At 30.4% G+C, this 19,905-nt stretch carries 18 protein-coding genes; 9 read left to right on the forward strand and 9 right to left on the reverse strand.

Translation table 11 applies throughout. The annotated features are described in order from the left end of the window. Window positions 1-237 precede the first annotated feature (237 nt). Together bioB and JOP69_RS10960 are read right to left on the reverse strand one after the other, a co-directional pair. A complete protein-coding gene (gene bioB, locus JOP69_RS10955) occupies window positions 238-1,335 on the reverse strand; it encodes a biotin synthase BioB (RefSeq protein WP_203392634.1) in 1,098 nt (365 codons plus the stop codon). Window positions 1,336-1,423: 88 nt separating this feature from the next. Further along, window positions 1,424-3,250: a TonB-dependent siderophore receptor gene (locus JOP69_RS10960; protein WP_203392635.1), complete on the reverse strand. Its 1,827-nt coding sequence runs from the start codon at window positions 3,248-3,250 to the stop codon at window positions 1,424-1,426. Between the two features lie 67 nt (window positions 3,251-3,317). On the opposite strand from JOP69_RS10960, the gene JOP69_RS10965 reads away from it, so the two are divergent. From JOP69_RS10965 to JOP69_RS10990, 6 genes are all read left to right on the forward strand, one after another. Continuing rightward, a complete protein-coding gene (locus tag JOP69_RS10965) occupies window positions 3,318-4,829 on the forward strand; it encodes a PLP-dependent aminotransferase family protein (protein ID WP_203392636.1) in 1,512 nt (503 codons plus the stop codon). A gap of 113 nt (window positions 4,830-4,942) precedes the next feature. Further along, window positions 4,943-5,320: a DUF2007 domain-containing protein gene (locus JOP69_RS10970; protein ID WP_203392637.1), complete on the forward strand. Its 378-nt coding sequence runs from the start codon at window positions 4,943-4,945 to the stop codon at window positions 5,318-5,320. A 51-nt stretch (window positions 5,321-5,371) separates the two neighbouring features. Further along, the gene (locus JOP69_RS10975; protein ID WP_203392638.1) at window positions 5,372-5,806 is read left to right on the forward strand and encodes a LexA family transcriptional regulator; all 435 of its coding nucleotides are present in this window, start codon (window positions 5,372-5,374) and stop codon (window positions 5,804-5,806) included. 62 nt (window positions 5,807-5,868) lie between these two features. Continuing rightward, the gene (locus JOP69_RS10980) at window positions 5,869-6,570 is read left to right on the forward strand and encodes a Bax inhibitor-1 family protein (RefSeq protein WP_203392639.1); all 702 of its coding nucleotides are present in this window, start codon (window positions 5,869-5,871) and stop codon (window positions 6,568-6,570) included. A 146-nt stretch (window positions 6,571-6,716) separates the two neighbouring features. Beyond that, window positions 6,717-7,220 carry a DUF2975 domain-containing protein gene (locus JOP69_RS10985; RefSeq protein WP_203392640.1) on the forward strand — a complete coding sequence of 168 codons (504 nt, stop codon included), beginning with the start codon at window positions 6,717-6,719 and terminating at the stop codon, window positions 7,218-7,220. 1 nt (window position 7,221) lies between these two features. Further along, entirely contained in the window at window positions 7,222-7,428 is a 207-nt protein-coding gene (locus JOP69_RS10990) for a helix-turn-helix transcriptional regulator (protein ID WP_147111921.1), read from the forward strand. Here the strand turns inward: JOP69_RS10990 and JOP69_RS10995 are convergent. Then, the gene (locus JOP69_RS10995; RefSeq protein ID WP_203392641.1) at window positions 7,425-7,874 is read right to left on the reverse strand and encodes a nucleoside deaminase; all 450 of its coding nucleotides are present in this window, start codon (window positions 7,872-7,874) and stop codon (window positions 7,425-7,427) included. The genes JOP69_RS10990 and JOP69_RS10995 overlap by 4 nt on opposite strands. A gap of 109 nt (window positions 7,875-7,983) precedes the next feature. On the opposite strand from JOP69_RS10995, the gene dxs reads away from it, so the two are divergent. Beyond that, window positions 7,984-9,753: a 1-deoxy-D-xylulose-5-phosphate synthase gene (dxs, locus tag JOP69_RS11000; RefSeq protein ID WP_203392642.1), complete on the forward strand. Its 1,770-nt coding sequence runs from the start codon at window positions 7,984-7,986 to the stop codon at window positions 9,751-9,753. 57 nt (window positions 9,754-9,810) lie between these two features. On the opposite strand, the gene JOP69_RS11005 is transcribed toward dxs, so the two are convergent. From JOP69_RS11005 to JOP69_RS11025, 5 genes are all read right to left on the reverse strand, one after another. Next, window positions 9,811-11,148, reverse strand: a complete 1,338-nt coding sequence (locus tag JOP69_RS11005) for a deoxyguanosinetriphosphate triphosphohydrolase (RefSeq protein ID WP_203392643.1) — start codon at window positions 11,146-11,148, stop codon at window positions 9,811-9,813. Window positions 11,149-11,536: 388 nt separating this feature from the next. Further along, a complete protein-coding gene (locus tag JOP69_RS11010; RefSeq protein ID WP_203392644.1) occupies window positions 11,537-13,297 on the reverse strand; it encodes a Na/Pi cotransporter family protein in 1,761 nt (586 codons plus the stop codon). A 102-nt stretch (window positions 13,298-13,399) separates the two neighbouring features. Further along, window positions 13,400-14,071 carry a hypothetical protein gene (locus JOP69_RS11015; protein ID WP_203392645.1) on the reverse strand — a complete coding sequence of 224 codons (672 nt, stop codon included), beginning with the start codon at window positions 14,069-14,071 and terminating at the stop codon, window positions 13,400-13,402. Between the two features lie 355 nt (window positions 14,072-14,426). Continuing rightward, entirely contained in the window at window positions 14,427-16,205 is a 1,779-nt protein-coding gene (locus JOP69_RS11020; protein WP_203392646.1) for a ribonucleoside-diphosphate reductase subunit alpha, read from the reverse strand. Window positions 16,206-16,208: 3 nt separating this feature from the next. Continuing rightward, window positions 16,209-17,483, reverse strand: a complete 1,275-nt coding sequence (locus JOP69_RS11025) for a ribonucleotide-diphosphate reductase subunit beta (protein ID WP_203392647.1) — start codon at window positions 17,481-17,483, stop codon at window positions 16,209-16,211. A gap of 388 nt (window positions 17,484-17,871) precedes the next feature. Here JOP69_RS11025 and JOP69_RS11030 point away from each other — a divergent pair, with 388 nt between their 5' ends. Then, window positions 17,872-18,063 carry a cold-shock protein gene (locus JOP69_RS11030; protein WP_068447358.1) on the forward strand — a complete coding sequence of 64 codons (192 nt, stop codon included), beginning with the start codon at window positions 17,872-17,874 and terminating at the stop codon, window positions 18,061-18,063. Between the two features lie 155 nt (window positions 18,064-18,218). After that, window positions 18,219-19,235 (forward strand): heme A synthase, encoded by a 1,017-nt coding sequence (locus JOP69_RS11035; protein WP_203392648.1) that lies wholly within the window; start codon window positions 18,219-18,221, stop codon window positions 19,233-19,235. Between the two features lie 186 nt (window positions 19,236-19,421). On the opposite strand, the gene JOP69_RS11040 is transcribed toward JOP69_RS11035, so the two are convergent. Further along, window positions 19,422-19,844, reverse strand: coding sequence for a molybdenum cofactor biosynthesis protein MoaE (locus JOP69_RS11040; RefSeq protein WP_203392649.1), 423 nt, complete (start codon window positions 19,842-19,844; stop codon window positions 19,422-19,424). Window positions 19,845-19,905: the final 61 nt, after the last annotated feature.

The raw sequence follows: 19,905 nt of genomic DNA on the forward strand, positions 1-19,905 counted from the left end.
ATTCTTGGACTTTCATGGCAATTTACTATAAAAATGGAGATTTTTATAGTAAATATTCTCAGTTTGTCTAAAATTCAGGTTACACTTACAAAGATTTTAAAACCTTGCAGCGTAATGAGCTTGTAACTGTTTACTTCTACTAAAAACTGAGTGTTTTTTAAAGCTTTTCTCTCATTCTCTTTTTATAAATTCGAAAAATAAGCGAGCAGGTTTAGATAAAAAAAAGGAGTGTTACTTTTAACCTTTTAACATCTGACCTTTTTGTTTGGCCGCTTCATTTCTATCAATTTTATGGCCTGGTCTTGTCCATTTTGGTTTTTCTCCTAAAGTCTCTAGCATAGAATCTATAGCCTCTACCGTTTCTGGTTGCATCTTTTTTGTAAAGGGTTTTTGAGGTTTTAAACCTAACATTTTAAACATCTTCATATCTTCATTTACATCAGGATTTGGAGTTGTTAATAATTTATCTCCAGCAAAAATAGAATTTGCACCTGCAAAGAAACACATTGCTTGCCCTTCTCTACTCATTTGAGTTCTTCCTGCAGATAAACGAACTTGTGTTTCTGGCATTACAATTCTGGTTGTTGCTACCATTCTTACCATATCCCAAATTTCAACTGGTTTTTGATCCTCTAAAGGAGTACCTTCAACAGGAACCAAGGCATTAATTGGTGTAGATTCTGGTTGTGGGTTTAAAGTTGATAAAGCGACTAACATTCCCGCTCTATCTTCTGCACTTTCTCCCATTCCAATAATTCCACCAGAACAAACGGTTACACTTGTTTTACGAACATTATCAATCGTATCTAATCTATCCTGATAACCACGTGTAGAAATTACTTTTTTATAATATTCTTCTGATGAATCTAAATTATGATTATACGCATACAAACCTGCTTCTGCTAAACGTTTTGCTTGATTTTCTGTAATCATTCCTAAAGTACAACAAACCTCCATTTCTAGTTTATTAATACCTCTAACCATTTCTAAAACTTGATCAAACTGTGGCCCATCTTTTACATTTCTCCAAGCTGCTCCCATACAAACTCTAGAACTCCCACTTTCTTTAGCTCTTAAGGCTTCTGCTTTTACTTGATCAACAGACATTAAATCATTCCCTTCAATATCTGTATGATATCTTGCTGCTTGTGCGCAATAACCACAATCTTCAGAACAACCTCCTGTTTTTATTGAAAGTAAAGTAGATACCTGCACCACATTAGGATCATGTTGTTTTCTATGAATAGTGGCGGCTTCGTACAACAGCTCCATTAATGGTTTATTGTAAATTTCTAATATTTCTTCTTTTGTCCAATCATTTCTCATCTTACTCATAACATTTTTTTTATATTTCTAAAACAATAAAAGCCTTTACATAGAGATATACGTAAAGGCTTTATAATCATAATTTTATTCTATTTATTTAAAACCCATAACGCAACCCAAATAAAACATTACTTGGTGGCATTGGTACATAACCAGATTCTATATAATCGGCATCAAAAATATTATTAGCGGTAACTGTAAAACTAAATTTATTAACATCTATAATTATAGAAGCATCCCAAACATTATAACTTGTACCAATAGTTCTTTCTGCATATTTATAAATAATATTTTGCCTTACATTTTTAAACAATTTACTTGCAAAACGAGTTATAAATTGATGTTTTAACGTGTTTAATGAATAACGAGATAAATCTTTATTTTGATCTAAAATATCATCATCTAAAAAATTATATCCAAAAGATAAAGACTGATTAAACTCATTTAATTTAAAACGATAATCTGTATTAAACTCAAAACCTTTGGTATTTACTTTTGCAATATTTGTTGCTTCGTATTTTGAAGTAGGATCTGTGTCTGGTCTAATAAAATCAATTAAATTATCTGCATCTCTATTAAAAATTGCCACAGAAGTTGTAAATCTTTCGGTGTTGTATTTTAAACCAATTTCTTGTGCAAATGCTTCTTCTGGTTTTAAATTAGAGTTTCCAATTGTACTTCTATCATTATAGTACAAATCTGTGTATGTAGGTATTCTGTAAGTAACACCTAGGTTTCCGTAAGCTTTTAAGTTATCTGCTAATTTTAAACCAATATCTAACCCAGGGAAAGCTTGGAATTTAAAATCAGAAAAATAAGTAACAGCAACTCCTGGAGTAATATCTATTTGGCCATCAGCTAATTTAAAACGGTGTTCTAAAAAAAAATTAGCCATTGTTCTTTTTCTATTTCCTAAATTATTACTATTAATAAATACTCTAGAAACATCAACACCGAAACCTGTAATACCAAGAGCAGATGTGTAAGAAGCATTTGTTTCTACACCTACTTTATGACTAATGTGTAGATTTCTATAAACGCTTGGGTTATCTCTTATATACACATATTCATCTTGACCTCTTTTCCAATAAACTCTTGGCGTTATTTTAAATTTCTCTGTTCTAAAAGTAGTAGAAGCGCCTAATAAGCTACTCTCCGTTTCTTCATACTGTTCTGTAGCGGTTGCACTAGCATAAAATCCATTTGCTCCGAATTTTTTATCAAAAAAGGTAGCAATTACTTCTATGGGTTGTTTTTTCTTATTGAAAATTCCTTTTAATAAATAGTTTTTATTTTCATAGTCAGAATTATGTCTATAACCTTCTGAAATTAATGTACCAACATGCGCAATAATTGATGAATTTTTAAATTCTTTACCAACTGTGACAGAACTATTTGATTGCCCAAAAGAACCAACTTCTACATTTATAGAAGCAATATTTTCTAATTTCTTTTTAGTAACAATATTTATTGCTCCGGTAAATGCATTCTGCCCAAAAACTCTTGCTGCAGGACCTTTAATAATTTCTATTCTTTCAATAACTTCTATTGGTAAAGCTGCATTTAATGTGTGATGCCCGGTTTGAGAATCATCCATTTTAATACCATCAATTAAAAGTAAAGTTTGATCAAAACCACCACCTCTAATGTATAAATCTGCCTGACTCCCAGCAGTTCCTCTTCTTCTAATATCTACACCTGCCACTTGTTGTAACAAATCGGCAACATTTGTAGCTGCACTATTTTTTATTACTTCGGATGAAATAACATCTATAGTTCTAGAATTTTCTTTAAAAGGCAAATCTATTCTTGTAGAAGTAATAACAACTTCTTTTAGTGTGTCTCTTTTTATAGGTTCTACCTGCGCATGTGCTTGAAAAGCAACAAATAATAAAATAATTATTATCGTCTTTTTAATTTTCATAAATAGTAATTTTAATATACTGCAAAAGTCGTAACTTCCCGGACGACTAAACTAGTCCAGTTTTAAAATGAAAGATAGTCCGGTTAATACATTATTTAAACAACTCATTGATTTTGATAAATCGATATCACAACCTGTATATATTCAAGTATCTCAGCAAATTATAAATGCAATACAACGTGGATATGTAACCAAAGGCACCCTTTTACCAGGAACACGAATGTTAGGTGAAATCTTAAAAGTCCATAGAAATACGGCAGTTGCCATCTATGACGAATTAGCGTCTCAGGGTTGGGTAGAAATTATACCCAATAAAGGTACTTATGTTTTAGAACCAGAGCTAAAAACAGCCAAAATAAAAGCACCTACACAAAAAATAAATCAAGCATATAGCTATGCTACAACAACAGGTTTTCCTTTTCAAAAATCATTTCATTTAGCATCTACTAATCAGTTAACAGATGCAAAGTATACAATTAATGACGGAAAACCAGATATCCGTTTGCATCCTGTACACGATTTTACAAGATGGTATAGCGCTGCTATGAAACGAAAAACGTTAATTAAAAAATGGAACAGATCTAATGAATCTCTCTATTCTTTATTTGAAACACAACTTTGTAATTTTTTAAATGCAACAAGAGGTTTTCATATAAATCCACACAACTTAATAAGTACGCGAAGTACAGAAATGAGTTTGTACATTGTTTCTCAACTTTTGATAAAACAAAACGATCTAGTCTTGGTTGGAAATTTAAGCAATTATGTTGCTAATATGATTTTTCAGCAAGCAGGAGCCACTATAAAAACAATTCCGGTAGATGCTAATGGTTTAGATATCGATTATATTAAAAAACATTTTATAAAAGGAAGTATACGATGTGTATACATCTGTGCACATAGAGATTACCCAACAATGGTAAAATTAAGTGCAGAACGTCGATTGGCTTTGTTGCAATTGGCAAAAGAATATGGCTTTGCAATTATTGAAGATGATTACGATTACGATTTTCAGTTTACAGGTTCTGCCATGTTACCCATGGCAAGTGCAGATGCCAACGGAATGGTAATTTACTTGGGGAAATTAGGACAATCTTTATTTCCGAGTTTTCAAACGGGATTTGTAGTTGCGCCAGAAAATTTAATTTCTGAAGCTAAAAATTATTTACAATTATTAGATGAGCAAGGAGATTTAATTCAGCAACAGATGTTATCTGAATTAATTTATGAAGGTGAAATTTATCGTTTAATGAAAAAAAACATCATCATTTATAAACAAAGACGAGATTGTTTATGCCAACTCCTAACCCAATATTTTTCTGAACTAGCACAATGGGAAATCCCTTCTGGCGGATTGGCAATTTGGATCCAATTTCAGCATCAAATATCTTTAGTAAAACTAGCTGAAGAAGCCGAGAAAAACGATTTATTCCTTCCAAAGACAATTCTTTATCAAAATAAAAACACGTGTGCTATTCGTTTTGGTTTTGGTCATCTAGACATAGCAGAAATGGAACCTGTAATTAAAAAGTTAAAAAGTGCTTATCATAAAGTGTCTAAGAGGTATCTTGATGAATAAGTTTTCATCAAAAAACATCACCTTTAAAAATAGATTACAAATTATTAGATTTAAGAAACCGAATAAATAAGAGAAATTCTTACCTTAACTCCCAATAAATTTTTATTTTTTTCATGAATAATGAGTATCTAATTTTAGCGGTTTTCGAATACTCAACGGAAGCACATGTTACTAAATCTAAAATGGATTCAGAAGGTTTTAGAACTTTGTTAATGGATGAAAAAACCATAGATTCAGATCCTTTAATTAGCAATGCCATTGGAGGCGTAAAATTATTGATTCATAAAAATGATTTTGAGAAAGCTGTTAAAGTTTACAATGATATTAGAGTGTATCAAAAAGATAAAAATGGAAACGAAATTTCTTGCCCAAATTGCCATTCTAATAGAGTGCTAGTTGCTCCTACACAAAGAAAAAATGTATTTTATATGCTGTTTCCTTTTTTTGAAAAAACAAGGAACATCTGTAATGATTGTAAGACCGTATTTTAATTGTAAAATAAATCCTTAAAAGTTTAAAGAAAAGTTATAATTTGCATAAAAATGGAAACATCTCAAACACTTACTTTTTTTACTCCAAAAATGCCTTCTGGAAACGGAGCTATTTTTGTTGATGTGGGCATTTCCGCTGGTTTACCTGCTCCTGCAGATGATTTTAGTGAAACTAGAATTTCTTTAGATGATGAATTAATCAGTAATAAAGACACTACTTTTTTTGCAAAAGTAAAAGGCCAATCTATGATTGGTGCTGGTTTAGACGATAATGATTTACTCGTTATAGACAGAAGTCTAGAACCTGCCAACAATAAAATAGCCGTTTGTTTTTTAGATGGCGAATTTACTGTAAAACGACTTCGAGTTTCTAAAAATGAAATCTGGTTACAACCAGAAAATCCTAATTACCCCATTATAAACATTACCCAAGAGAATGATTTTATGATTTGGGGAATTGTAACAAACGTCATCAAAAAAGTATAAATTTTCATCCTACCTTTTATTATTTTCGACAAAAAGAATACCTTTATTTAAAAATTTAAAATATGGAAAACACTTTTCAAAACAAAGTATTATTAATCGAATCTACAGATCAAGTTCGTGTAGATTTTTACAAAAAAACATACGCACACGTTGCTGGTGGGGTCTTAGTATTTGTGCTTTTTGAATATTTATTACTTCAAAGTAGTATGATTGTAAACTTTATGATGTCTATGACACAAGGTTGGCGTTGGTTAATAATGTTAGGCGGTTTTATGCTAGTTACAAATTATGCTGAAAGTACTGTTTTAAAAACAACCGATAAAAACACACAATATTTGGCTTATGCGCTATATATTTTTGCACAAGCACTTATTTTTGTCCCACTTTTATACATCGCAATTTATTATACAGATGGTTCAGAATTGGTACAACAAGCAGCAATAGTTACTTTGGCATTATTTGCTGGTATATCTGCAGTTGTTTTTGTTACTAAAAAAGATTTTTCATTTTTAAAAGCTGGTTTAACTGTTGGCTTTTTTATTGCAATGGGTTTAATTATTGCAGGTTCTTTATTTGGTTTCGATTTAGGTTTATGGTTTTCTGTAGGAATGTGTGTATTAGCAGGAGGTTCTATTTTATATCAAACTTCTAACTTGGTAAATAAATATGGAACAGAAGATTACATACCTGCTTCTTTAGGTTTATTCGCTTCTTTAATGTTACTTTTTTGGTATGTTTTACGAATATTTATGTCTAGAGATTAAGATTTAATTTTATATAAGTTTAAAAAAATCAGTGCTTTTTAGTACTGATTTTTTTGTTTGAAATTAAAATAATTATCTTTTTTAAATATTTTATTATTGTTTTTCGATAATTACCGTATGTTTGCATTATCAAAACATATAAAATTATGCAAAAAATTAATATTTTAAAAGCTATTGTAGATTTACTTTGGATATTTTCTATGCCAGTAACATTATTAATTCTGGGATTTTCTATTGCAACTTTCTTTATCGATTTAAATGACTTTAATATAAAAATAAACTCAGTAAATTCTAATCAAAATGATATTTTTCCAAAAGTGGTATTTGTTATTTCTGCGCTAAATTATTTATTAATTATTGCAGCCCTATATTTCTTTAAAGAAATACTAAACCACTTTATAAGAGTGAAAATATTTGAAGTAACTGTTATTAAATCGTTTCAAAAAATAGGAAACCTACTAACAATTTCCGGTTTAATTTCGTTAACAATTTCAATAATTAATAAAATCTATTTTGAACAAAAGATAACTTTAGAATTTGGATTAAATGAGCACTTAATAATAATTTGTTTAGGCTTGTTCTTTTTAATTTTAAGTGAAATTTTTAAAATAGCAAAATCAGCAAAACAAGAAAACGATTTAACAATATAATATGGCAATCATAGTAAACTTAGACGTAATGCTTGCCAAACGCAAAATGCGGAGTAAAGAATTGGCAGAAATAATTGGTATTACAACCGCAAACTTATCCATTTTAAAATCTGGTAAAGCAAAAGCAGTTCGTTTTTCTACTTTAGAAGCCATTTGCAAAGCTTTAGATTGCCAACCTGCCGATATTTTAGAATATACTGAAGATTAATTCAAGTTTCTTTTTTCAACAAAAAAACGCTTTAAAAGCTGCGAACATTCGTTTTCCAAAATTCCTGCTACTACTTTTGTCTTTGGATGTAATGTAGTATTTAAGTTTTTAAAACCTCTTTCTGGTTCTGAGGCTCCATAAACAATCTTACCAATTTGTGCCCAATAACTTGCGCCTGCACACATTTGGCAAGGCTCTAATGTTACATATAATACGCAGTCTTTTAAATATTTGCCTCCTAAAAAATCTGCTGCCGCTGTAAACGCTTGCATTTCGGCATGTGCCGTTACATCCGTTAATGTTTCCGTTAAATTATGTGCTCTTGCAATAATTTGGTCTTTAAAAACAATAACAGCTCCTACCGGAACTTCGCCTTTATCAAAAGCAAATTCGGCCTCTTGCAAGGCTTTTTTCATAAAATAAGTATCATCAAAAGGTTGTATCATGTAGGTTGATTATAAATATCAAAATTAAGTAAAATATTTACGATAAATTTGTATTTATTAACCGCCTATTTTACGCACACAATATTTGATGTTGTATTTTTACATTTGAATGAAGAATTTGTTAGACCATATAATAAACCCTAAAGATTTACGAAAATTAAATCCAGCACAATTACCTCAACTCGCAAAAGAATTGAGAGACTTTATTATTGATATTGTAGCAACCAAAGAAGGGCATTTAGGCGCAAGTTTAGGCGTTGTAGAACTTACAATTGCCTTACACTATTTGTTTGATACTCCAAATGACTTATTGGTTTGGGATGTTGGCCACCAAGCCTACGGACACAAAATTTTAACTGGTAGAAAGGATGTTTTTCATACCAACAGACAGTTTGGAGGCATCTCGGGTTTTCCATCAAGAAAAGAAAGTGAATATGATGCTTTTGGTGTAGGACACTCCTCTACTTCTATTTCTGCAGCCTTAGGTATGGCAATTGCTTCTAATATTAAAGGAGAAACAGAAAAACATCATATTGCTGTTATTGGGGATGCTTCTATTGCAAGCGGAATGGCTTTTGAAGCCTTAAATCACGCAGGAGTTTCTAAAGCAAATTTATTAATTATTTTAAATGACAATGCTATTGGAATTGACCCTTCTGTGGGTGCTTTAAAAGAATATTTAACCAAAGTTAAAACCGATAAGAGACTTGCAGCTCAAAACAATATTATAAAAGCTTTAAATTTTGAATATTCTGGTCCTATTGACGGACATGATTTACCAAAAATAGTATCAGAATTAAAACGATTAAAGGACGTAAAAGGCCCAAAGTTTTTACATATAATTACCACAAAAGGAAAAGGTTTACAGAAGGCAGAAGAAGACCAAGTAACCTATCATGCACCCGGTAAATTTGATAAAATTTCTGGCGAACGTATTAAAACTGCAGCAAGTTTATATACTAAATACCAAGATGTTTTTGGAAAAACAGTGGTAGAGTTAGCCGATAAGAATGAGAATATTGTTGGTATAACTCCCGCCATGTTAACAGGAGGCTCTTTAAAGTTTATGCTAGAAAAGCACCCCAAAAGAACTTTTGATGTTGGTATTGCAGAACAACATGCCGTAACTTTAGCTGCAGGTATGGCAACGCAAGGTTTAGTGCCTTTTTGTAATATTTATTCTACATTTTTACAACGTGCTTATGACCAAGTAATTCATGATGTTGCTTTACAAAATTTACCTGTTATTTTCTGTTTAGATAGAGCTGGCTTGGTGGGTGAAGATGGCGCAACGCATCACGGAATTTTCGATATAGCGTATTTACGTCTAATTCCTAATTTGATTGTTTTTGCACCAAGAAATGAAATTGAATTACGTAATATTTTATACACCGCTCAATTAGGTTTAAACAACCCAATTGCAATTCGATACCCTAGAGGAACCGGAACTATTATCAATTGGAAACAACCTTTTAAAGCAATAGAAATTGGTAAAGGAATTTGCTTAAAAGAAGGAAATAAAGTAGCAATTTTATCCGTAGGAACCATTTCTAAAAATGTAACCGAAGCATTAGAATTAGTTGATAATTCATCAGAATATTCTCATTACGACATGCGTTTTGTAAAACCTTTAGATGAAAACTTATTACATACCATTTTTAATAAATACCAAACAATTATCACCATTGAAGATGGTACTATAAAAGGTGGTTTTGGTACTGCTATTTTAGAGTTTTCGTCAGACAATCATTATAAGAACGAAATTAAAAATTTAGGAATTCCAGATCATTTTATTGAACATGGTAGTGTTCTTAAACTACAATCAAAATTAGGATTAGACCCTATTAGTTTAGCAGAAAATTTTAAAAAATTATCCTAAAAAGATACTTTAAAAGCGTCTTTTTAGAGTAATAATAGCATGATCAATACTAATTTTTTAAATAATATTACCCGTTATTTTTTTATGCATTCTAATTGCATAACTGTCAGACATTCTAGAAACATAACTACATATTTGCATGATTCTATGATACAAACTACTGGTTTCTGTTTGATATTCTTCTGGTAATAAATTTAATACCAAATTATCAAAATTAGATTGATTTCCTTCAAACTTATTATTTAATGCGGATACAAAAACATCTAATAAATCGGCAATAATTCTATAGCCAGCAACCTCTTTTTCTACAACTTCTGTACTTTTATAAATTTTATCGACACTTATTTTTAAGATGTCGTTAATTTGCGCCTCGTACTTGCATTTATCTAACAAAGATTTTTCGAAAGTTCCCTTTAATATAGCTTCCTCATTTGCTAAGAAAATAGAAACTGCTTCGTTAATTAACACACCAATTGCCAAAGCTCGTAAATAACTAACTCGGTCTGTTTTGTGTTCTAAAGAATGGTATTTTTTACTATCAATAGTATCTTTTACCAGCTTAATCATATATTCTAGAGCAAACTCCTCTTCAATTAAACCCAAATTAATTCCGTCTTCAAAATCGATAATTGTATAACAAATATCATCTGCCGCTTCCACTAAATACGCCAATGGATGTCTGTAAAAAGAAACTGCCGTACACGATTTTTGTTTCATTCCCAAATCTTGAACAACATCTAAAAATGATGCTTTGTCAGATTGAAAAAAACCATATTTTTTATCTACAATATGATTTGTTGGTTTTTTTGGAAGACTTTCTTTTGGGTATTTTAAAAACGCTCCTAAAGTGGCATAACTTAAACGTAAACCTCCAGGAATTGCCATTCTAGATTCCGTTAAAATTTTAAATCCATTAGCATTCCCTTCAAAATCTATTAAATCTTGATATTCATTTGCTGTTAATTGCTCTTTGTATTTTGCCCCTTTTCCTGTTTTAAAGTACTCGCCAATTGCTTTTTCTCCAGAATGACCAAAAGGAGGATTACCAATATCGTGCATTAAAGAAGCCGTACCTACAATAGACCCAAAGTCATTAAATGTATACCCTAATGCTACTAAATTAGGATGGCGTTCTAACAACACTTTACCTACTCTTCTACCTAATGTTCTACCTACAACGGAAACTTCTAAACTGTGGGTTAAACGTGTATGTACAAAGTCTGTATTAGATAACGGAATTACTTGTGTTTTATCTTGTAAACTTCTAAATGCAGACGAAAATATAATTCTATCAAAATCTACATCAAAACCCAAACGAGTTTCATCTTGTGCTGCTCTTGGGCGTTTTTGTGTGTCGCCAAAACGTTTTAAAGAAAGAAGTTGTTCCCAATTCATTTATCTAATAATTATAATGTTTGATTTGTAAAAATACAAACTATTATTTTGGGTTGAAAGCAGTAACTAAAAAACTAATCTATTTTAAATTTTATGAGGTTTTTTAAAAAAATTTATTCCCCATGTTATAAACTACGTCTATTTTTATTCTTTTAATAGAAAACCAAACATGGTAAGCTGGCAGTAACTCAAACGTTTTGTACTAATACCAATGAAACACCATTTTTAAAGGTTTTAAATTTAGCCGATAATTACAACGTTAAAGAAAATATATTAACCTTAAATGTGGGTAAAATAGCTCCTTTAACTCTTTTTTGAAGCTATTTACTTTGATTAACAATCTAGAATTAAATTTTTAGAAATTGATATTCTAAATAAAGACATCTAATTACTTATCATTTTCTAAGATTGAATCTTTTTCTGAATACAACAATTCTGCAACCTCAATTAATTTCATAATTAAATCGTTTACATTTACATTATCATTTACTATGGATGATGCCATATCTGTTGTTATAAGATTTTTTCTTATCAATTTATTAATAGATTTATTATCTGCTTGCAAAGCGGATTTAGCTGCTTTTTTTAATTTTATTAATTGATCGTAATATTCGTCTTTTTCTTCCTTTTTTCTAAACAAATAAATTACTCTTAAAACTTTTACTACTTTCTTCCTAAACTTGTTGTATTCTTTCTTAATATACTCATTATCCGATTCTAAATATGCTACTACATTTTTCTCTAAATATCTTGCGTCTCTAATAATTTCAACCATTTTTCGGTTGGCTAATTTTAATTCTGACAACCTATTATTTTGCTCTTTTGTAAGCTTAAGATCTTGCTGACCTCTTGCTGCAAAACTGATAATTTGACCATAAATATTTTTTACCTTATTGTAGTATAACAGATTTACATCAACATTCATTTTTTCTTTAGAATCCTCAACTATTTTTTTTATTCTTTCATCCGATTTTATAGCATCTCTATGCACATTTAATGCGTGTGCAACAATTTCAAAAATGGCATTTTTGTATAAATATTTAGATTCATTTAAAAGTGATGACACAAGCGTTCCTGGAAACTTTAATATCGCTTCATTTAAATATTTTGGTTCATCTACCTCTTTATTTTTATTTTCTTTAAATATTTTCAATAAATAATTCTCAAGCTTTTTAATAAATGGCACCATTATTATTACGCCAATAAGATTAAATATGGTGTGAAATAGTGCTAATTTTAAAGTATAATCTGTTGCTGCAATATGCACCCAATCTGCAATATTATTAACCAATTTTGACAAAGGATAAATAAAAGCCACCGCTACAGCACCTGTAACAACATTAAAAATTAAATGAGCACCTGCCAATCTTTTACCTGCAATATTAGAATTTAGAGAGCCTAAAACGGCAGTTATAGTTGTACCAACATTGGCTCCAATTGCCAATGCCAACGCATTTTCATATTCAATTTGTCCGGCAGCTAAAGCTGTTAAGACCAACACTAAAGAAGCTGCACTAGATTGCAGTACCACCGTAATTACCACACCAATTGCGGTATACAACAACACGCCTTTAAACCCAGAAACTGCGTATTCTGTTAAATTTATTTGCGTACTAAAAACATCAAATCCTTCTTTCATAAAATAGATTCCTAGAAAGAAAAAACCAAGACCTGCAAATACATTTCCAATTCCTTTAAAAGTCTCTTTTTTTTGAAAAGTAAAAATTAAACCAAAAATAATCATGGGCATTGCCAAAGTGGATATGTTAATTTTTAGTCCAAAACCAGCCACTAACCAAGCCGTTGTTGTGCTACCAATATTGGCTCCGAAAATTAAACCCAATCCACCAGATAGACTTATTAAACCAGCACTAATAAATGAAATAGTAATTACAGAAACCAAAGAACTAGATTGCAGTAAAGCGGTAACTACTGCACCTGCAGTGATACTTTTATATAATTTATCGGTGGTTTTTTTTAAAATATTTTGAAGTGGTCCTTTGGTAAAAACTTTAAACCCTTCTTCTAACATCCCCATTCCAAATAATAGAATAGCAACACCTGCTGCAATGGTTTTAAAATTTGGGTTGAAATACAATACAATTGCAACGATTACTAAAAAAGCCGCAAATAAGAGTTTTTTTATCATCTTAAAAAAAGTACAGGTTTTTAAAAAGTTTATGTAAACATAACATTTAATAGTTGAAAAACAAAAAAGAGAAGCTTTTCAACTTCTCTTTTTTTTATTTAATTAAGCAACTCTCCAAAGTGATTTAATTTCTTCACAAATAAGCTCTACTTCTTTTATCGATTTATTATAATCTTTAGGAGCAGAAATTGTACTACTTCCAAAAACATCTATGGATAAACACAATTCCGGTAAAACCTCTGCATTATATTTTTCTGACAACTCTAAAAGGTATTTATTCAATATTGTAGCAATAAATCTTGATTGTTTATTATCAAATATGTTCCTACTTGAAAGATGTAGCTTAACAGCTCCAATATATCTAGTATCATTATGATGAATAATAAAAATAATATCAGGGGAAACCTTTACTTCAACATTATTAATAAATGTTGATTTCACATTTTTCTCTTTAATTATTTCTAAATTATGATTTTTGAAAAAAGCAGGTATTTTAAAACCTAGAAAGCGTTTCATTGCGTCAATTGAAACTTGTCTATTAACAACTTGTTGAGGCTTACTGACTATTTTGGTTTTTAGTCGCTCTATACCCTCTATTAAGAAATCTCTTTCACCTTTATTTATTAGAGTTTTTTTTATACAAGCTCTAGAGGTTTGATACCATCCAACCCTAAAAATTGATGGATCTTTTTGATCTCTAATTATTCTTCTTTTTTTTGATTCTGTACCTTTAAAAAAATCTACTAAAGGATTTATTGAAATTTGATATTCCATTGTTTTCTGTATTATAGAGTTAATTACTATTTGTTTTTTTGTTAATAACTCCGTTATCAAGTCTAAAACATGGCCATAACCCACATATAACTTGTTGAAAATTTAGAAAAATAACTTGGTAAAGAGAATCGTATTTTGTAGTTTTGAAGAACAAAATGGAAGGAGATTGAGTAATCTCAAAATTCTTTTTAATTAACTAACTTTTAGCCGGCAAGCAAAATTTAGAAAAATTACACCAAGAGCGATATTTCTAGTATCGCTTTTTTTATGCTTATTATTTTTATCTCAAATAAAGTATTTTAATAATTCATATTAAAGAGAAGCCTTTCGGCTCCTCTTTTTGTTTAATTTTAATTTACCCTTCACAAGAAGCACATTCTTTCTTTTGCTTAAATTTCTGTGCAGCATTCATACTGTGTTGGTAATACATAGATTTTACTCCTAATTTCCAAGCATTAATATAAACGGCATTTACTTCTTTAATTGGCATATCTGGATGCACCATAATGTTGATAGATTGCCCTTGATCTATATGATTTTGTCTGTTGGCAGCCTGATACACAATTACATTTTGGTCTATTTCTGAATAGGTTTTAAAGACATCTTTTTCTGCGTCTGTTAAAATGCTTAAATGTTGAACAGAACCATCATTATCTCTAATACTTTTCCAAACATCTGATGTATTATGTCCTTTCTGTTCTAGAAGATTTTCTAAAATTGGATTCTTTATCGTTGTTTTTATCTTAGCAATATCTTTTACATAAATATTAGACCAAATTGGCTCAATTCCTTGAGATACTTGTCCTAGTATAAATGCTGATGATGTTGTTGGTGCAATGGCATTTAAGGTTGTGTTACGTCTTCCGTATCCTTTTAATACATCTGGCTCACCATATAACTTCGCCATTTCTTCTGATGCTTTGTAAGACTTTTCTTTAATCACCTTAAAGATTTCACTGTTTAAAGCATACGCTTCTGCACTATCAAAAGCATGCATTTTAGATTGTAATAAAGAATGCCAACCTAAAGCTCCTAAACCTAAAGCTCTATTTTCTTTTGCAAATTTATAGGCTTTTTCCATAAAACGAAACGTAAACTGATCGTCTCTATCTTCTGAATCTCTATACACTTCTAATTTGGTAATAAATTCTTGCATTACTGCATCTAAGAAATAGGTAAGTGTTTCTACTGCGTCTGTATCTTTCCACTTATCGTAGTGTAATAAGTTTACAGATGATAAACAACATACAAAAGACCAATCTTCATTAGATGGTAACATGATTTCTGTACACAAGTTACTTGCATAAATTTCGTGGTTTTTGTCTTTGTAAACATCTACCGTTCCGTTATTTGCGTTGTCTCTAAAAAGTATATAAGGATATCCTATTTCTCCTCTTCTTTGTAATATTTTCGCCCAAATACTTCTCTTTTCTACATCGCCATCAATCATTGCTTGCATCCAATCGTTACCAACGGTAACTCCGTGCGTTAATTCTTGTATTGGGTTTCCTTCTGTTCCTATTTCTAAAAACTCTTTAATATCTGCATGATCTACAGGTAAATATGGAGAAAAACGTCCTCTTCTTACAGAACCCTGACTTACAACATCCACCATTTTCTCGAACAATTGCATGATGTGTACAGAACCAGACGATGAACCGTTATTTTTTACATCGGCACCTCTTTTACGTAATTTACCAAAGTAACCAGAAGTTCCTCCTCCTAATTTAGACATCATCCCCACTTCTGATTGTGAGAACAAAATATCTCCCATATCATCTGCCACGTGTGATCCAAAACAGCTAATTGGTAAACCTCTTTTTTTACCAAAATTAGACCAAATTGGAGAAGCTAAAGAGTAATAACCCTCCGCCATATATTTATAAAACTTATCAGAAAAACCATCCAATTTTAAAATACGTTCTGCATTGTCTGCTATTTCACGTATTCTTTCTTCTGGTGTGGTATCTCCTGTTAAATAACCAGACTCTAAAAATTTACGGCTATTTTCTGTTAGCCAGGTAATTTCTGGTTGGTTTTTACCTTTAAGCATTTCTTTCCTAGCAGCGTTTCTAACTTGAATTAACTGTTCGTGTTCTGTAAGTTCTGTTGTTTTTGTTTCGTTCAAGTTCATAGTTTAAAATAAGTCGTCGCTAGTTATACTTTTTGTTCTTTTACTGTAGTTGATAGATCTCTTTACAAAGAAATCGCCATGTTTGGTTCCAATAATTTCATCATCAAACCAATCTGTTTGTGCTAATAATGTTTCATCAACATCAAATATTTTAGAGATACCAATACTCTCTAAAGAGTTATTAAATCTGTTTTTTATAAATTCATTAATTACATTTTTAGGTAGAAAATCTAATTCTCCTTTTTCAAAAATCCAATCAATTAGTTTACTTTCAGAATTAAAAGCTTCTTTACAAGTTTCTTGAACTAATAAATTATGCTCTTCACTAAACCAATCTGGATTTTCTTCTTTTATAATTTTAATCAAATCGATACCAAAATCTCCATGAATCTGCTCTTCTTTAGAAGTAGCTTCTACTACATTAGAAATTCCTTTTAGTACATTTTTATGCTTGTTAAAAGCCATAATAATCAAAAACTGAGAAAATAAAGATACGTGCTCAATAAATAGAGAAAATAAAATTATAGATTCAGAAAACTCTTGATTGTCTTCACTATTCACATTTTTTAAGGCAGCTTCAAGGTAACTCACCCTTTTCATTATTACAGGTTTTTTCTTTAAGTTTTTAAACTCATTATTTAACCCTAAAATTTCTAGTAAATGAGAATATGCATCATGATGACGTACTTCACTTTCTGAAAACGTAGCACCAACAGAACCAATTTCTGGTTTTGGCATTTTTTTATAAATATCTCCCCAAAAAGTTTTAACAGCAACCTCAATTTGAGAAATTGCCAACATGGTATTTTTTATCGCATTTTTTTCTACCTCAGTAAGAGATGTCTTAAAATCCTGTATATCACTTGTATAATTAAACTCGGTATGAATCCAGTAAGAATGTCTAATAGCATCTACATATTCTCCTAAAGCAGGATAATCGTAAGGCTTTAAATTTATTCTTTTTTCAAAAATGTTTGGCTTTCTACTTCTTGTTTGCTCGTCTCTGTATAAAATATAAGCCTTTGCAACATCATGAAAAGGACTGTCCATTAACTTATATTCTACGATATCTTGTACCTGTTCTACTGTAGGAATATAATCTGGTTCATTTAACCTTCTTTCTAATAAAGTACCATGTACAATATTAGAGATTGCAATGGCATCATTTCTAGAACCATGATTTACAGTAATCATTGCTTTTTCTATAGCTTTGATAATTTTTTCTAACTCAAAAATGGTTGTTTCTGAGTCTCTTTTTATAATGTGCGTAATTTCCAAGGTAAAAGAAGGGTGTTTAATTGTTTATTTTGCTGTTAGCAAAGATTGGATTTTTTGCTTCAAAATAAAAGTTATACTTATTCACAAAACCCTTGAAGTTTTTAACAAATCGCGTATTTTCTCTAATTTACCGGAAAAAAAACGATTTATTAAAAACCTCATATTCATTATATTATCAACTAAAAACCGCCGTAACTACTACCTGTATTGACATTCTTAAAACATCTCTATTAAACAATTAGCCCAATAAAAAATTGCAATAATTTTTCACTTAGAAACTTTCATTTTTTATAAAAAAAAAGAAATATTTATTTAGAACATCATTTTTGTTATATCAATTAATATAATCTTATATTTGCAGTATTATTAACATTTATATTATATTATTTTGAAAAAAGGAACAGTAAAATTCTTCAACGAATCTAAAGGATTTGGATTTGTAACAGAAGATGATTCAAACACAGAGTACTTTGTACACGTATCAGGATTAATTGACGAAATTAGAGAAGGTGACGCAGTAGAGTTCGACCTTAAAGAAGGTAGAAAAGGTTTAAATGCAGTAGACGTTAGAGTTCTATAATTTTAAATTTTTTGAAAAGAACAAGTCGCTTAATTTTTTAAGCGGCTTTTTTTTGTCTTATTTTTGTAGAATAAACACAAATAACATTAGTTAAGACTTCGCTTATTAAAAATTTATTAGTGAAACACTAGTGCTTATATAATTAATCTGACATCGTGAAAAGTAGCTTTCCGAAAACCGTACAAATTGCCATTATATCTGTTTATCTAATTTTTTTAGCGGGTTCTGTTGTTAGAATGACAGGCTCTGGAATGGGGTGTCCCGATTGGCCTAAATGCTTTGGTTATTATATTCCGCCTACAGCGGAAGAACAAATTACTTGGAAACCAAATACCGAATTTAAAAAAGGGTTTATCATTATTAAAGATGAAGCCTTGTTTGTTGCAGAACATACCGTTAAAACTGCTGATGAATTTAAAATTGACAATTGGAAAAAATACACCAAACACAATTACGCTAAATTTAATAAATATCATTCTTGGACAGAGTATATTAACAGATTGTCTTCTGTTTTAGCTGGTTTTGTTTTCTTATTTCTAATCTACAAAGCAACAAAATACAGAAAAAAAGATAAGAGAATTCCCATATTAGCATACACAGCTTTCTTTTTAATGTTGGTGGAAGCTTGGTTAGGAAAAACAGTAGTAGACACTAATTTAAAACCAACAATAATTACGATTCACATGGTTATTGGTTTAATAATCATTGCGCTTTTATTACAATTACAATTTATTACTTCGGATAAAAAAAAGAGCTACAATTACAATCCAATCTTCAACAAATTACTTCTTATCTCTGTTGTATTTTCGTTGATTCAGATTGCAATGGGAACGCAAGTAAGACAATTTATAGACGAACAAGTAAAACTTTTCGGTTTCGAAAACAAAGATTATAGTTTAATGAATCCGAGTTTTAAATTCTACTTTCACAGGTCTTTTACCATTGCTATTGTATTGGTAAATCTAGGATTGTTTTATATAAATCAAGTAAAAAACCTCGGCTACAAGTTAGTAAATTGGGTAGTGGCGCTCATTTTTATAGAAACCATTACAGGAATTTTAATGTATTACGCAGAATTTCCTTTAGGCACACAAGCAACACACTTACTAGTTGGAGCTATTTTATTTGGATTACAATTTTATTTGTGGTTACAGAGTCGCTCTGTTAAGTAAATAGTATGCAGTTTACGGTGGCAGTTTTCAGTAACTCACTGTTGTGCAAGCTGAATACTAAAAAATAAACCACATAGAAACATAGAAAATACAGTGTTTTTTCTGTGTTTTTTTTTATTTTATAACTTAAAAATATTGGAACTATGTTTTTTTTTATTCTCAACAGTAAGAAACTGAAAACTAAAATCACGGATGCGCATTTACCCAAACTTCACCGTCTGAGAAATATTCCTTTTTCCAGATAGGCACTGTTTCTTTTAAAGTATCAATAGCAAACTCACAAGCCGCAAACGCTGCTTTTCTATGTTTAGAAGACGTAGTTATAATTACTGGAATTTCTCCTACCCGCAACATTCCTTCTGCATGATGAATGGCAATTTTTTTAATATCGAAATTTTCTAACGCCAAATCTGCAATTTTTTGCATTTCTTTAATTGCCATAGGTTTGTAGGTAGAAAAATCTAATTGAGTAACTTCCTTTCCTTGTGTATCATTTCTAACAGTACCCACAAAGGCTGAAATTCCGCCACAAGCATCATCTTCTACAAAACGATAACACTCTTGTAAGTCTAATTTTTTAGATGTAATTTTAATTGAAGTTCTTCTCATAATTAAAAGATATTGAAACAAGTTCAATAGGAAAGCAAAAATAGTAAAACAAAGTTGTAAT

Source organism: Polaribacter sp. Q13, assembly GCF_016858305.2.
Classification (GTDB): domain Bacteria; phylum Bacteroidota; class Bacteroidia; order Flavobacteriales; family Flavobacteriaceae; genus Polaribacter.